This is a genomic window from Clostridium sp. BL-8 (assembly GCF_002006495.1).
In the GTDB taxonomy this organism is placed as follows: Bacteria; Bacillota; Clostridia; order Clostridiales; family Clostridiaceae; genus Clostridium.
In genome coordinates, this window is the sequence record NZ_LZZL01000112.1 from 1 (window position 1) to 14,422 (window position 14,422).

General features: G+C 29.5%; 13 protein-coding genes. 11 read left to right on the forward strand and 2 right to left on the reverse strand.

What is annotated here, in order from left to right:
* From CLOBL_RS24295 to CLOBL_RS24310, 4 genes are all read left to right on the forward strand, one after another.
* Nucleotides 1-254 (forward strand): class I SAM-dependent methyltransferase (locus CLOBL_RS24295; protein ID WP_179117828.1); only part of this gene is annotated, 254 nt, incomplete at its 5' end.
* Nucleotides 255-336: 82 nt separating this feature from the next.
* Nucleotides 337-1,365, forward strand: coding sequence for a hypothetical protein (locus CLOBL_RS24300; protein WP_077861375.1), 1,029 nt, complete (start codon nucleotides 337-339; stop codon nucleotides 1,363-1,365).
* A gap of 331 nt (nucleotides 1,366-1,696) precedes the next feature.
* Complete coding sequence (locus CLOBL_RS24305; RefSeq protein ID WP_077861376.1) at nucleotides 1,697-3,070, forward strand: radical SAM protein; 1,374 nt, start codon at nucleotides 1,697-1,699, stop codon at nucleotides 3,068-3,070.
* Nucleotides 3,071-3,354: 284 nt separating this feature from the next.
* Nucleotides 3,355-4,062 carry a leucine-rich repeat domain-containing protein gene (locus CLOBL_RS24310; RefSeq protein WP_077861377.1) on the forward strand — a complete coding sequence of 236 codons (708 nt, stop codon included), beginning with the start codon at nucleotides 3,355-3,357 and terminating at the stop codon, nucleotides 4,060-4,062.
* Nucleotides 4,063-4,290: 228 nt separating this feature from the next.
* Here CLOBL_RS24310 and CLOBL_RS24315 read toward each other — a convergent pair whose 3' ends face one another.
* On the reverse strand, nucleotides 4,291-5,985 hold the full coding sequence (locus CLOBL_RS24315) for an HD domain-containing phosphohydrolase (RefSeq protein WP_077861378.1): 1,695 nt from the start codon (nucleotides 5,983-5,985) through the stop codon (nucleotides 4,291-4,293).
* An 846-nt stretch (nucleotides 5,986-6,831) separates the two neighbouring features.
* On the opposite strand from CLOBL_RS24315, the gene CLOBL_RS24320 reads away from it, so the two are divergent.
* The 7 genes from CLOBL_RS24320 (at nucleotide 6,832) to CLOBL_RS24350 (ending at nucleotide 13,163) form a co-directional block, all read left to right on the forward strand.
* On the forward strand, nucleotides 6,832-7,308 hold the full coding sequence (locus CLOBL_RS24320) for a DUF4489 domain-containing protein (RefSeq protein WP_077861379.1): 477 nt from the start codon (nucleotides 6,832-6,834) through the stop codon (nucleotides 7,306-7,308).
* 260 nt (nucleotides 7,309-7,568) lie between these two features.
* Complete coding sequence (locus CLOBL_RS24325; RefSeq protein ID WP_077861380.1) at nucleotides 7,569-8,366, forward strand: alkaline phosphatase family protein; 798 nt, start codon at nucleotides 7,569-7,571, stop codon at nucleotides 8,364-8,366.
* 82 nt (nucleotides 8,367-8,448) lie between these two features.
* The gene (locus tag CLOBL_RS24330; protein ID WP_009167445.1) at nucleotides 8,449-9,549 is read left to right on the forward strand and encodes an extracellular solute-binding protein; all 1,101 of its coding nucleotides are present in this window, start codon (nucleotides 8,449-8,451) and stop codon (nucleotides 9,547-9,549) included.
* Complete coding sequence (locus CLOBL_RS24335; RefSeq protein WP_009167444.1) at nucleotides 9,522-10,388, forward strand: ABC transporter permease subunit; 867 nt, start codon at nucleotides 9,522-9,524, stop codon at nucleotides 10,386-10,388. Before CLOBL_RS24330 ends, CLOBL_RS24335 begins: the two co-directional genes overlap by 28 nt.
* Before the next feature lie 18 nt (nucleotides 10,389-10,406).
* Nucleotides 10,407-11,201 (forward strand): ABC transporter permease, encoded by a 795-nt coding sequence (locus CLOBL_RS24340; protein WP_077861381.1) that lies wholly within the window; start codon nucleotides 10,407-10,409, stop codon nucleotides 11,199-11,201.
* Between the two features lie 6 nt (nucleotides 11,202-11,207).
* A complete protein-coding gene (locus tag CLOBL_RS24345) occupies nucleotides 11,208-12,203 on the forward strand; it encodes an ABC transporter ATP-binding protein (RefSeq protein WP_077861383.1) in 996 nt (331 codons plus the stop codon).
* 189 nt (nucleotides 12,204-12,392) lie between these two features.
* A complete protein-coding gene (locus CLOBL_RS24350) occupies nucleotides 12,393-13,163 on the forward strand; it encodes a DeoR/GlpR family DNA-binding transcription regulator (protein WP_009167441.1) in 771 nt (256 codons plus the stop codon).
* A 291-nt stretch (nucleotides 13,164-13,454) separates the two neighbouring features.
* Here CLOBL_RS24350 and CLOBL_RS24355 read toward each other — a convergent pair whose 3' ends face one another.
* On the reverse strand, nucleotides 13,455-14,045 hold the full coding sequence (locus CLOBL_RS24355) for a hypothetical protein (protein WP_077861384.1): 591 nt from the start codon (nucleotides 14,043-14,045) through the stop codon (nucleotides 13,455-13,457).
* Between the last annotated feature and the right edge of the window lie 377 nt (nucleotides 14,046-14,422).

Sequence of the window (14,422 nt, forward strand, 5' to 3'; positions counted from 1 at the left end):
GATTTAGTTTAAATGATGCAGAAAATTTAAGACTTCATTATGGAAGAACTTTAGAACATTGGGCAGAGAATTTTGAAAATGCATTGCCAGAAATAAGAAAAACCAAAGATGAAACTTTTATAAGAATGTGGAGATTATATTTAAATGCCTGCGCAGCATCTTTTAATAGTGGAAATATAAGCATTCATCAATTTTTATTTAATAAAGGCGTAAACAATGAATTATCATGGACTAGAGATTATATGTATAAATAATTAAATATAATAACCTTATGCAATTTATAAGTAAAAATAAGACAGATTGATATTAGTAGTATAAAGAAGTTGGATGATAGTAATGAAAAGTAGTTATGAAAGCAAATCAATTAAAAACAGTATATCTTCAATGAAATTAAGCCATTTGAAAGAATTGATTAAAGTTTTTGAAATACATATAAGTGGAAAGAGAAAAGAAGACTTTGTAGAGATTATAGCATTTTACATTAAAAATAATATATCAGTAATATTAGGTAATTTTATTACATACGAAGAATATGTCTTTTTAAACCAAATATGTGACAATGATTATACATTGTTATTGGATGAAAATGATAATGCAATTGAAGCTGTTAGAAGGTCTTTAGAATATCTAGGGATAATATACTCTTACTCTTATGATAGCAAAGTATCTATTCCACTTGAAATAAGAGAAGAAATAAAATTGATACTTTCTAAGCCTCAGGTCATTAAGCATTCAAAGGAAAATCAAAAGCTTGTAGAATTGTTTGGAATCTTATTAGATGTTTATGGAGTAATATCACAGGATTTATTATTAGATTATGTTACTCAGTATTTTGGAATAGAATACAAGGCTCATGAAGCTATTAAAAATCTATGGAGATACAATGCACGATATGACTTATACTATAGTGATTATAAATTAAACTATTGTAATATAAAAATTATCGATATGAGATCTCTTAATGAAAAACTATCAACAAAATCAAATATAAATTATAAATACTATGATAAAGATCAACTTAAGAATATGAGGAATAGTAACTTAAATTGTATTGAAAAGGAAATATATATTGTATTAAATAGACATTTTAAGTCATCAGAGATCAGTTTGAGATATTTGGATTATATAAGAACAATGATTAAAAATGACATATCAAGTAAGGAGATAAGTGAATTCATAAGGAATAAAACACGAAGAATGAGCGAAAAAGGCAGGATGATTATAGAAGGACTAGTAGATAGAGCAAGGATTTATTATCCTCTATGGACGCTAAAAGGACATTCTTTAAACGAGTTGAATTTCAGTTGTAAGCTTATAAAAGCTCAGGATTCAAGAAAGTACAGAGAAGTTAAAATAATTTTATAAATGTAGCAGTTGAGTAGGTAATAACTAAAAAAGAGTGTATAGTAAGTAAAAAAAGTGTGTAATGAACTAAAAAAGAATATGTGTTAAATAAAATAATATGTACATTGAGTAATTTTTATGAAAAATGAACATACATTTATTAATGAAAATATCTAATTTCTTTGTATAGATTGATCCTAATATTGTAATAGAGGTTTAAAGATATCTTAGAAGATAGATAATGAAATAGTATGTCTGTCTATTTTTTTATCAGCAAATTCGGAAAAAAGCCTATTATTTATAGAACTTACATCTTTGTTGTTTATATATTTTTTATTTAGGAGGAATTGAAATGAAAGTAGTAGATAAAATTAAAAGATATTCAAAGGAAGTATTTGTAAAGAAAACTGTGGATATATTGGAAAAGGATCCGGAAAAAAATGTTGATAAAATTTTTGGACTTATAAAACATACAATTTCTGACCCTTCTGAAATTGAGCAAGTAGATACTGTCTATGATTTGTATAAAAATAATGAGGCTATATATAAACTGATTCAAAGTATATTGACTACAACAAATAAGAATTGCCTTAATAAGTTTTTTACAAACTTTTTTGCCAATGCTGTGTGGTTTGGTGGTAAAAAGAGAGAGGAATATTTAAAGAATGATGATATAATGGTTCCATTTACAATATTAATAAGCCCTTCTATGAGATGCACATTAAAGTGTTCAGGATGCTACGCTGCAAAATATAGCAAGAAAGATGATATTCCATTTGAAGAATTAGACAGAATTATAGGAGAGGCTAGAGATTTAGGAGTTTATTATATAATAATACTAGGTGGAGAACCATTCATTAATAATTATATGCTTGATATATATGAAAAGTATCCTGATGTTATGTTTTCTCCTTTTACAAATGGACAACTTATAACATCAGAAATCGCAGATAGATTACAAAAACTAGGTAATGTCATTCCTATGTTTTCTTTAGAGGGCTTTGAAAAAGAAACAGATGCAAGAAGGGGAAAAGGTGTATTTCAAGGTGTAATGAAGGCTATGGATTTATTTAAAGAAAGGGGAATGTTGTTTGGAGTTTCTTCTGCAACTTCCAGAGCAAACATAGATACAGTTACATCAGATGAATTTATAGACATGCTTATTGAAAAGGGAGCCAAAATTGGCTGGTACTTCATTTACATGCCTGTAGGTGAATCTCCAAATGTAGATTTAATGCTTACACCTAAGCAAAGAATTGAATTAGGTGAAAAAGTTAGAAATATAAGGCTTACCAAACCATATTTTGCAGCGGATTTCTTTAATGATGCTCCTTTTGTTGGAGGCTGTATAGCTGGAAGATATTATTGCCATATAAATTCTAAAGAGGAAGTAGAACCTTGTGTATTTGCTCATTTTTCAACTTATAATGTGAAAAATAAACCTCTTGTTGATGCCTTTAAAACAGATTTCTTTAAAACACTTAGAAAAAGCCAGCCTTATAACAAAAACATGCTTATGCCTTGCATGATGATTGACAATCCAAAGGTTGTAAGAAACATTGTTAAAAAAGTTGGAGCTTATGCAACAGATCCAAGTGCTGAAAAAATGGTAAATGATTCTGAATTCATGGACGAGCTGGACAAATTAGCTTCTGATTTTAAGCCTGAAGCTGAAAAGGCATGGAAAGAAGTGTTTAATGAAAAAGGTAGTGAAAGCATTTATTAATTTTTTCATTGAACATGTATATTTAAGTAGCAAGTAAAAAAATTAAATAGATATGATTATGTTTCGAGGTTTCTGCAGTATAGTTTTCTAAAATTATTAGTGCAGAGGCCTTATTTTATGTTTAAAACTATCTTAGTTATTTCAAAATGCTTACATTGGTATCATAAGGGTGCGCTATTATAAACAATAAGAACGTTGAGGTATTTGAAGATAAAAAGTCGTCACCATATATAATATAGAAAATATGGTATAATAGTGTAAAAAGGTATTAGGGGGTAAATAAAATGAAAAAATTAAAATTAACAAAAGTAATAGCTGCTACATTAGTAATGGCTTCAGTGTTAGTATTAAATCCAATAGGGGTAAATGCAGAATGGAAGCAAAATGATAAGGGATGGTGGTATACAGAAGGTGATTCGTGGGCTGTAGGTTGGCGAGTGATAGATGGATGTCTATATAATTTTGACCAAAGAGGCTATATGTTCGATACACCAAATATGTTTAGTAGTTCATATGGATTAAACAGCGATGGACAATTTACGAATGTCTCAATTGATGGAGACTGGGCGTTTCAAAGAACAACAGGTGTGATAGTGGCATATGTAGGCTCTAATAGTGATGTGGTTATTCCTAATACAATTGATGGCGTTACAATAACAGGTATAGGAGTAAAGGCATTTCAAAACTGTAATAGCTTAAAAAGTATAACGATCCCGAGCAATATAACAAAAATAGGAATGGATGCATTTTGCTTCTGTAATAATTTAACAAGTGCAACTATTTTAGATGGTGTAAGCGATTTAGGTGATGATCCTATATTTATTAATTGTAGCAATTTAACAAGCATATCAATTCCTAATAGTCTAACAAGTATAAGCACAGGTACAGTGTTCAACTGTATAAATGCTAAATATTATGTAAATAATGAAGAAATGAAGCAAAATTTGGTCAATTCAGGTATAGAAGAAGATAAGATTATAGTGAATGCTTAATAAATGGTTCTAGAGAGCAGTGCAAAAGCTGCTCTCTTTTTATATGTATATATTGCAATAATAAAATTACATTTAAAACATTTGTAGGTTAAGTAAATACCAGAATATCAAATTTAGAAAACTAATTGCAACATATATCCAATAAAATTATTTAAGATATAAAAAAGAGACTATTTTATAATTAAAGTAATCAAATTCAATAGTCTCGATTCGCATTCTATGAAATTATCACCAATTTTCACCTAAAACTTTTGTTACAAAAATTTTTGAAATGTGCGCATCAAATTGACGGCCTGCATTTACCTTCAATTCTCTTATAGCAGCATCAATATCTAAAGCATTTCTATATGTACTATTAGTAGTCATAGAGTGGTAAGCATCAGCTATATGTATAATCCTTGAAAAAAGAGGGATTTTATCTCCTTTTAAACCCTTTGGATATCCGGCACCATCAATTCTTTCATGGTGATATAATACATATTCAGATATACCTTTATATTTATTTAAGTAATTAAGAACTTTATAGCCTATTTCAGAATGACGTTTAATTTCGCTTAATTCACTTGCAGTGAGGCCATCATGTTTTAACAAAATTTTGTAGTCAATAGCAACCTTTCCGATGTCATGCAATAAACCGGCTAATTCGAGTTTTTGTATTTCATCTTGAGTTAAGCCTAATGCCATACCTATTTTTTTGCAGAGCAGGCTTACCTCTTGTCCATGAAAATGCTTTACTAAATTTTTATCATATAGAATTGAGTCTAAGTGCTTTATAAGTTTAGATTCAAAAATATCTCTATCAAGAAGTTTTTGGCTATACATAGTATCATCAGCTTTATTGGATGTTTTTTCGAGAGATTCATTGGAAGTATATTTAGTAGAAAAGCCAAAGGAAACTGATAAAATACTTTTCTCAACGTGAAGATCTAATATGGAATTTTTTATCCTATCAATAATTTGTTTTGCTTGCATAGAATCAGTTTTAGGAAGTAATATATAAAATTCATCTCCACCAATTCTGGCAACAATGTCATCTTGTCTGCAAAACTTTTGTAGGATTTCTGCAAAAGTTTTTATAAGTTTATCTCCGGCTGTATGTCCAAATATATCATTGGTAAATTTTAGACCATTTACATCAGATATGATGATAGAAATTGGATAATTATTTTCAGTGTCTATTTCTTTTAATTTTTCTTCAAAAAATCTTCTATTATAAAGTCCAGTTAATTCATCGTGATAACTTAAAAAGATGTTTTGATTTTCGGCTTTTTTTAATGTTGTAATATTGAGAGCAAATGAGGTTAATCCGATTGTTTTTCCGTTATTCGAGATTAGTGGAGAGTAATAGACTTGCCAATATAAACTTGAACATTTATTAGTAGTATATTCCTCCACAGTAGTGAAGTTTTCACCATTAAGAATTCTATTGAAATTCTCTTTTAAATTTTGCTGATTTTCATCATATTCAATAACATCTAATATGTTCATGTTTTTCTCTATAGTTTTATGATATAGATTAGAAATAGTTTCTTTGTATATATTATTAAAGGCTGTATAACGATAGTTTGTATCTAAGGAAAAAAACATAATTTCTTCTGATCTTTCTAAAACTGCTGATAACAATACATTTGATAGCTGGATTTCATTTTTTGAGGCTATTAACCTATTAAAAATAATTTTAAGTAGTTTGAAATTTATTGCAGAACTTATAAGCACAAAGATTAAGCTCTTAACAATACTTATAGTTAAAGTCAGTGAAGTATTATAAAAGGATGATGTCATTATATTATTATAGAATAATATCCATAATGTTAATATTAAAGTGTAGCTAAATGTTATTTTTAAAGCCAAACTATTGGCATCAATTTCATGTTCATCAAGAAATTTTTCAAAAAAATTTAAACAACTTTTTGCTTTTCTCATTTTTATAATTTTAACCTCCTCTATAAAATTGTTATTTACTACATATTTGGTTTTGTTTATAAAATTTATGTAGATATTAATTCATTAAAATCATTAGTATGATTAGTAATAAAATTATAGATAAAAAAATATAGTTTATTGATTGTTATATAAAAAATTAAATTTAAATAAAAAAAGTATTGAACTATTTTGTGAAAGAGAACTTAAAAATAAAAAACAGTACAGAATAGTTATTTTGTACTGTTTTTATGCATTTTAGTTTAATTAAATTACAAATATACTGAAAGCTAACCTATATGTTTCCAGTTGATAATAAGGTATATATGAAATAAATACATATAATGACTTAATAATACAGATATATTAATAATATTTGGTTGATATACAATATTATGCTATACTAGAATAATACACAATAACTATTTTGTACCATTAGTCATATATATAGTGAAATAGCACTGTTAATGAAGCATATTAGTCTTATATTGCGTGTAAATAAATTCCAAAATTAGAATGATAATTTAATATTGCATGTTTTCTTATTTATACTAAGGGATCAGTAATTTTTATTAAGAAGTATCAACATCATGATGCTTCTTTTCTATTTTAAAATAAAAGCATATTAATTTCATATGGACTGATACTGTTAAGCTGACATAATAATGATTCTAGATGGAACACATAAATAATTTCTTCATAAATTATAAATGACGAAATATATTTTGAATTACTTATAGAGTAATTTATTTAATAATTTTTACTAACCTTAATTGTTTGATATTTATGCTTGCATAATTAAAATACAATATATTTAGTAATTTTTTTTAGTAGAGGAGGTTTATTAAAATGAATAATGATTGTGATACTTGCAAAAAAGTAAAGGAAAATCCGCCAGCTATTTTAAAATGTAGTAGCCCTAATTCAAGTGTAATTACTACAGTTCCAGTTGGAACCCCAACTCCTTTCACAGTAGCTACTCGTGCTTTAAATAAATGTGGACTAAGTAATTCAAAGGTTTTACTTGAGTTTGCAAGCAATATTATAATTAATGAGGCGTTTACTGGAACTATAATTTTTCAAGTTTATAAAACTTGCAATAATCAAGTTGGCCCAATACCTATCGGACCTGCTTGGGTATTTTCGGCAACAATAACAGAAACTTTGCCAAGTGTAACTGAAACATTCTCATTCTTTGTCTGCGATAGTAATTGCTGTAATGATGAGTGCTGCATATATACAGTGGTCGCAACTATAACTGCAACTGTTGTGCCTACTGCTATTAATATTAATAATGCCACACTATCTGCAATTGTTTCTGGTTAAGATTTCGATTAATAAAATATTAAGACTCATGGAAATCAATCCATGAGTTTTATAAATATAATTTGTATTATGCTTATTGTTTAATATAGTTGTAATTCAGTGTAACTATATGGCGAGTTATCTATTAATTGTATAAACATAACTTTTTGTGTGGAATTAAGTTGAATTTGATGTATTTACGTGGAATTAACTTGATTGTAAAATTCTTTTAACAAATTAAGGATAAAATTCTATATGTAAACAAAATGAGGTGATTAATAGTGAATAAACTAATATTTGTATTACTAGATGGGCTTACAAGAAAAGGTGCAAAGGATAATATGGGCTATTTATGGCACATGATTGAACATAAAAAAGCAAAATATGTGAACATAAAAGGTGAACTTCCAAGTCTCTCAAGGCCATGCTATGAAACTATATTTACGGGAACCCCTGTTTATGAGCATGGAATAACCTCCAATGATATTACACGCAATTCAAATTTAGAGAATATCTTTTCTCTAGCTAGAAAAAATAATTTAACGACAGGAGCAGCAGCTTATCACTGGGTGAGCGAACTATATAACATAAGTCCTTTCGATAGAATCCTTCACAGGCAGCTTCACAATGAAGGTTTAAATATTCAACATGGGATTTACTATTTTGATGATAGTTATCCTGATACGCATTTGTTTTTAGATGGGGAATATTTAAGACGTACTTATGATTTAGATTTGCTTCTAATTCATCCTATGGGACTGGATTATGTTGGACATAATTACGGATCAAGCTCTAAAGAATACGAAAAGAAGCTTGTTGAAATGGATTGTATCTTAGCTAATCTCATACCGATTTGGTTAAAAGATAATTATTCAATAATAATAACTTCAGATCATGGAATGAGCGAAGCAGGTAATCATGGAGGCAACTGCGATATACTTAGAGATTTACCTTTATTTGTATTTGATGACACAATAGATTTTAAGGAAGAAGAATTTTCACAGCTTATAATGGCACCATTGGTTTGCAAAATCCTTGGAATAAACAAATCAGATTTTATGAAGCTTGAATTTAACTAATGTAAAGCAAATTTATTAATTTTAAATTATACAAGAACAAGATTAAGAGATATTCAAAAATAAAATTAGAGGGAGTAATGATATGTTAAAAAGATCAACAAAACTATTGGCATTAGGATTAATTGTTACATCAATGTTTACTACTACACTTATAGGCTGTGGAGCTAAAAAAGCTACACAGGTAGATGCTGCAGCAAATGTTACTGCAAGACCTACAAAGGAAGCTGTACAAAAAGAAGGGAAACTTATTTCTTATGGTATGCCAAAGGAATGGGCAGACTATGAGGAAATTTTCAAAACTGTGGAAGGAAACTATGGAATAACTCACGAAGATACTGATATGACAAGTGCAGAAGAGCTTTCAAAATTCAAAGCTGAAAAAGATAATCCTGTAGCAGATATAGGAGATGTAGGAATGACCTTTGGAAATGTTGCTAAAGCTCAAGGAATAGTACAACCTTATAAGAACGAACACTGGGATGATGTTCCAGACTGGGCTAAAGATAAAGATGGATATTGGACAGGTGCTTATACAGGAACTATAGCATTCCTTGTAAACAAAAAACTTGTAAAAGACATACCACACAGTTTTAAAGATCTTTTAAATACAGAATATAAAAACTGTGTAGTTGTAGGAGATGTAGAAAAAGCTGCACAATCTCAAAATGCTATACTTGCAGCAGCTCTTGCAAATGGTGGAGATGAAAAAAATATTCAACCTGGTATTGATTATTTTAAAAAGTTAAAAGAAATGGGTAATTTAAAAGATATAGATAATAAAGTAAGTAACTTTCAAAAAGGTGAAGTTCCTATAGGAATTCTTTGGGATTTTAATGCTTTAAGCTACAGAAAGACAATTAATCAAATGGATGACTATGAAGTTGTAGTTCCAACAGATGGTACTGTTATAAGTGCTTATGTATCTGTAATAAACCAATATGCTCCTCATCCAAATGCAGCTAAGGCTTTCCAAGATTTCTTATTTAGTGATGAAGGACAAATAGACTTAGCTAAAGGTTTTGCAAGACCTATTAGAAAAGTTACATTACCTGATGATGTTAAGAAACAATTATTGCCAGATGATGTTTACAAATCAGCTAAAAGTATAAGTGATTATGATGCTTGGGATAAAGCAAGCGAGGAGATACCTGATTTATGGAAGCAAAACGTATTAGCACAATAAGAAATGAAATAGCAAAGAGAAGCCTTTTATGGCTTCCCTTTATAATTTTGATAATATTAGTTCTAGCTTTTGAAATAATTCCAGCAGTGTATATTTTAATAAGCAGCTTTGATACAAAGAATGGAGTTGGTTTTTACAACTATATAAAAGTATTCACAAATAAGTTTTATCTTCAGTCTATAACTAACGGACTTCTAATAGCTTTTTCCTCAGCAGCAGTGGGACTCCTTGTGGGAACATATGCAGCAGCATGTCTAAAAACACTTAAGAAGGATATTTCTGAAAAGTTAATTAATATTATTAACTTAACTTCAAACTTTTCTGGAGTACCTCTTGCCTTTGCATTTATTGTGTTACTCGGAACTAATGGGCTTGTTACTGTGCTTTTAAAGAATAAATTAGGCATTGATATATATAACATTGGTTTTAACTTATATTCTTGGACTGGAATAATTCTTGTATATATATATTTTCAGATTCCGCTAACAATAATGCTCATGTATCCAGCTATTTATGCGATAAATGATGATACTCTTGAAGCAGCCTCAATTCTTGGAGCAAATAAATTTACAATTTTAACAAAGATACAAATACCAGTATTATTGCCTTCATTAGTTGGAAGCTTCTGCATTCTCTTAGCAAATGCTTTAGGAGCTTATGCCACAGCTTATGCTATAGTTGGTGCTAACAAAAACTTAGTTGCCATAGTCATAGCAAATCTTGTATCAAATAATATATCATCAGATCCCTCTTTAGCTAGTGCGCTGTCTGTAGTTTTAGGTGGAATTTTAATGATATTTATTTTTATAAAAACGCGGCTTACTAAGAAAACAAGTTAGTTCTATGGAGGTAAGGGAATGAAAGGAAATACAGGGAAAAAGATTTTTTTAGTATTACTATTAATATATTTATTTGTGCCAATGCTTGCAATCTTCTTATTTTCACTTACAGATGAATGGGATACAACTATTTTGCCTGTAAGTTATACTTTTAAATATTATATTGCTATATTCAGTGATCCAAAATTCACCTTGTCTATGCTGGAAACAGTTGGTATAAGTATGGTGACTTGTATTGTATGTGTGATTATAATGGTTCCCTGCATCTATCTTACTACGTTATATTTCAAGAAACTCGAAAAGTTTTTTGAGATACTTACATTACTGCCTTTTATTATGCCTGGAGTAGTGCTTGCCATAGGGCTTATCCAAATTTATTCGGAAGGTCCTATAGCCATATCGGGAACTATATGGATATTGCTTGGAGCATATTTTGTTTTATGTCTTCCATTTATGTATCACTCTATAAGAAACAGCTTCAGGGGTATTGATGCACCAAAGCTTAAGGAAGCAGCCATGATACTTGGCTGCAATGAATTTCAAGCTTTTACAAAAGTTATATTGCCAAATTTAATGAGGGGACTTATATCTGCGGTACTTCTATCTATTTCCATATTATTTGGAGAATTTGTACTTGTTAATTTATTGGTTGGGACTGCATATAAAACAATTCAAATATACCTCTTTAATGCACTAAATACGGATGGACATACTGCTAGTGCAATAGTAACAATTTACACCATTGTAATATTTATTATTTCATATCTTGCAATAATGCTAACAAGCCAAAAAAGAAAAAAGGTGGAGGATTAAAAAGTAATGAGTTATATTTCGATAAAAGAGTTAAATAAAAGCTTTACAAAAGTGAAGGCTTTATCTAACATAAATATAAGCATAGAAAAAGGAGAATTCATATCACTGCTTGGACCATCAGGCTGTGGAAAGAGTACTTTGCTTAGGATTATAGCAGGACTTGAAAGTTTAAGTACTGGAGAAATCCTTGTAAACAATAATGATCTTGTAAATACTCCTGTTAATAAAAGAAATATGGGAATGGTTTTTCAATCTTATTCTCTATTTCCTAATATGACTACTCAGGAGAACATTGCCTTTGGGCTAAAACTAAAAAAAGTTTCAAAGGAAGAAATAGAAAAAAAGGTTCAGGAAATTATAGATTTAGTTGGTCTTCAGGGTAGAGAAGATCATTATCCAAATCAGCTTTCTGGAGGACAGCAGCAGAGAGTAGCCCTTGCAAGAGCCTTGGTAGTAAATCCTGATGTGCTTTTGCTTGATGAACCCTTAAGTGCTCTGGATGCGCAGATAAGAGTGAGCTTAAGAAAACTGATAAAAGAAATTCATAAGAAATTTAAAATAACAACATTATTTGTAACTCATGATCAGGAGGAAGCCTTATCAATTTCTGACAGGATATTTGTAATGGATAAGGGGGAGATCGTTCAACAAGGAACTCCAGAGCAAATATACAAACACCCTGAAAGTAAATTTGTTGCTAATTTTATTGGGACTTATAATTTTTTAAAGCCTGAATTTTTTAAGGAGTCTGAAAGTAATGGAGAAATCCTTATAAGGCCTGAACATATCGAAATTACTTCAGAAGAAGCAGGCACAAATGAAAATATTTTTAGTGGAACCATTTCAAATGTATATTTCTTAGGTAACGTTGTTAGACTAAATGTGCTTGTAAATGATACAATGATATTAGTTGATGCCTTAAATAGTAGAAATGAGGTCTATTTTGAAGGAGAAAAAATAAATCTACGTTTTCTAAAGGATAAATACATGAGGTTAAAGTAAATTTTGTAATCAGACTTGCAAAGCAAATAGGTCTGCATTAGGTAGGATTTATATTAATGCCAGCACTAAATAATTGTTAGAATTTATATATAGAATTAACTTAGAAAAGTCAAATAGAGTCGTGAAAGAATATAAAATTAAATATGAGAATGAAATCGTGAAAAGTGATGAGGATGTGGGGGAAAATAAATGCTTGCTGAAGAACGACAAGAGAGAATACTTGAGATTATAAGGGAGAAAAAAAATATAAAAACTTCCGAACTTATGGAAACCTTTGATGTATCAAATGAAACTATAAGGAGAGACTTAGATTATCTTGAGCGGCAGGGCTGTCTAAAAAAGGTATATGGTGGTGCAATTTTAAATAAGAAGTTAAGCTGGGAACCCTCCTACAATGAAAGGGCACTAATTAACCACGAAGAAAAAAAGAAGATAGGAATAGAATGTGCGAAACTAATAAATGATGATGATATAATTTTTGTTGATTTAGGCACAACTCCCCTTGAAGTTGTAAAGAATTTAAGTAATAAAAAGAATTTAACTATTTTTACAACCTCTCTTTATGTGGCAAACTTTGTAATTGAGCAGTTAGATGTAAAATGCATAGTTTTAGGAGGAGAGATTAGAAAGAATGAAAGATGTTTAAATGGACCTATTACAGAGATGATATTAGATAACCTGCATTTTGATAAGGCAATACTTTCAGCAGGCGGCATTGACGAAGAAATTGGCCTAAGTGACTACGATTTAAATGATGTAAGCGTAAAAAAGAAAGTAGTAAGCTGTGTTGATGAAGCCATAGTAGTTTGCGATTCTTCAAAATTTGGAGTAAAAGCTCTTGCGCAGGTAGTTCCTATTAAAAGTCTATCGGTAATAGTTACAGATAATAATATAGATAAAGAGTGGAAAGACAAAATAATTAAAAGCGGGGTACATTTAATAGCTGGCAATATGGATTAAAGGGAATAAATCAAGTAATACACGTTTAGTTAGAGAATAACTAAACGTATATTATTTATTTATAAAATTGAAACAATACAGATGTATTGTTCTCAATACAGAACCTATAATTTCAAAATATAGGTAACTATAAATACTATAATAACTCTAAAACTATCAACAGTTTGTGAAAAAAGTAATAAAAACTGTTGATAAGTAATGCTCAATTGTGGATAAGATAAAAGATAAAGAAAGCGCTCAGCTTATTTTATCAAATAATCAAGATGCTTTTTGAATGATCATAGAAGCTTACTACAAAGTAAATACAATATCATCACCTATTTGTCCATCTCTAAGTGGAATCTTATATTCTTTAAAAATCAATTGAATTCCAGAAGGGTTAGCAGGTAGCGGTGGCCATATAACAAAGTTGTAGTGGGTATGCCCAGAGCCTCCGGCTCCATCTAGTAGTCTGCAATCATATGGCTCATCTATAAACATTTCAAAATTAGTATGCGATGAGCTAGAGTCCTTTGTATTATCCCAATCTATATTAAATGATATAACGCTGGAGTTAGAATATTGGCGGATAGAAATTACAGAAAAGAGTCTGTTATCTCTTTCAATCAGCTTCAATATTGGGATATTTTTCTGAAAGCCTTCGGGCTTAACTGAAGGTTTATATATCTTTTCATTCCACATTGAGCCAAATATTCTTTTTAAGAATTCTTCATATAAATCAAATTTTTCCGCCCAGTCAGATATGTATTCAAAAGGCGGGTAGCCAGGATTATTATCTGAAATTTCTTTACGATGATTTATTAATTCACAGATTTTTTCGTCTATTTGTTTAGCTCTTTCATCATAATGATTAGTTGGTCTTCTAAATTCCGATAGTTCCATATCATACCTCCAAAAATTTTTTGATTATATAGGTCGTAATTAGCTTTTGGCATTAATATATTTAGTTAGCATACAGAAGACACTCAAAGGTAATTTCATTACTTAAACATATATTTTATAGACTCGACTTAAATAGAGAATAATTATCTATTTAAGTTAAGTTTTTATGTGTACCTATACTAGAAATTATATACGTTTTTATGAAACAGGCATTTGAAATTAAGCTGATGAAAGTTCTTAATGGGAGCTTGTTCTATTTATTGCTTGTCCCGAATTTGCTTCGGGAGCATGCAGAAATAGGTTCAAGCTCCCATTTAGAACTTTCCAGTGAAAATTTCATAAGTCCTGTGGAATAAAAATGTATGTGATTTCGGTAA

Bases quoted from the DNA above. Each gene is read 5' to 3' on its own strand.
- CLOBL_RS24305 (WP_077861376.1), top strand. From the start codon at position 1,697: ATGAAAGTAGTAGATAAAATTAAAAGATATTCAAAGGAAGTATTTGTA.
- CLOBL_RS24345 (WP_077861383.1), top strand. From the start codon at position 11,208: ATGAGTTATATTTCGATAAAAGAGTTAAATAAAAGCTTTACAAAAGTG.
- CLOBL_RS24320 (WP_077861379.1), top strand. From the start codon at position 6,832: ATGAATAATGATTGTGATACTTGCAAAAAAGTAAAGGAAAATCCGCCA.
- CLOBL_RS24330 (WP_009167445.1), top strand. From the start codon at position 8,449: ATGTTAAAAAGATCAACAAAACTATTGGCATTAGGATTAATTGTTACA.
- CLOBL_RS24300 (WP_077861375.1), top strand. From the start codon at position 337: ATGAAAAGTAGTTATGAAAGCAAATCAATTAAAAACAGTATATCTTCA.
- CLOBL_RS24355 (WP_077861384.1), bottom strand. From the start codon at position 14,045: ATGGAACTATCGGAATTTAGAAGACCAACTAATCATTATGATGAAAGA.
- CLOBL_RS24350 (WP_009167441.1), top strand. From the start codon at position 12,393: ATGCTTGCTGAAGAACGACAAGAGAGAATACTTGAGATTATAAGGGAG.
- CLOBL_RS24310 (WP_077861377.1), top strand. From the start codon at position 3,355: ATGAAAAAATTAAAATTAACAAAAGTAATAGCTGCTACATTAGTAATG.
- CLOBL_RS24335 (WP_009167444.1), top strand. From the start codon at position 9,522: ATGGAAGCAAAACGTATTAGCACAATAAGAAATGAAATAGCAAAGAGA.
- CLOBL_RS24315 (WP_077861378.1), bottom strand. From the start codon at position 5,985: ATGAGAAAAGCAAAAAGTTGTTTAAATTTTTTTGAAAAATTTCTTGAT.
- CLOBL_RS24340 (WP_077861381.1), top strand. From the start codon at position 10,407: ATGAAAGGAAATACAGGGAAAAAGATTTTTTTAGTATTACTATTAATA.